This is a genomic window from Chromohalobacter sp. HP20-39 (assembly GCF_033052815.1).
GTDB lineage: Bacteria > Pseudomonadota > Gammaproteobacteria > Pseudomonadales > Halomonadaceae > Chromohalobacter.
Genome location: NZ_JAWHTP010000553.1, coordinates 1 through 281, shown reverse-complemented (window position 1 = coordinate 281; position 281 = coordinate 1). Strand labels below are relative to the sequence as shown.

At 64.4% G+C, this 281-nt stretch carries 1 protein-coding gene; it reads right to left on the bottom strand.

Annotated features, from left to right (window positions below):
• Nucleotides 1–281: transporter substrate-binding domain-containing protein (locus RVY79_RS19165; protein WP_317466145.1), on the bottom strand; the 281-nt coding region annotated here is incomplete at both ends.

The following is a 281-nucleotide window of genomic DNA, read 5'->3' as shown; positions in this document are numbered from 1 at the left end:
CAACGTCGGCCGAGCCATCGGCGACCGCCTGCAGGGCCGCATCCGTCGAATCAAACAGCAGCAGATGCGCACGCGGCAGCTTCTCGCGCATGAGGATCTCGGTGGCGCCACCGCCAATAATCGCCACCGTCATGCCATCCAGCTCATCCAGATGGAAGATCGTGCGCTGCGAGGCACGCGCCACCGCCAGCGTGGCCCCCATGAAATATTGGTCGGTCAACAGCAGCTGCTGTTTGAGCGCATCCGACGCGGCAAGCGTGGAGAGACTCGGCAGCAGGTCG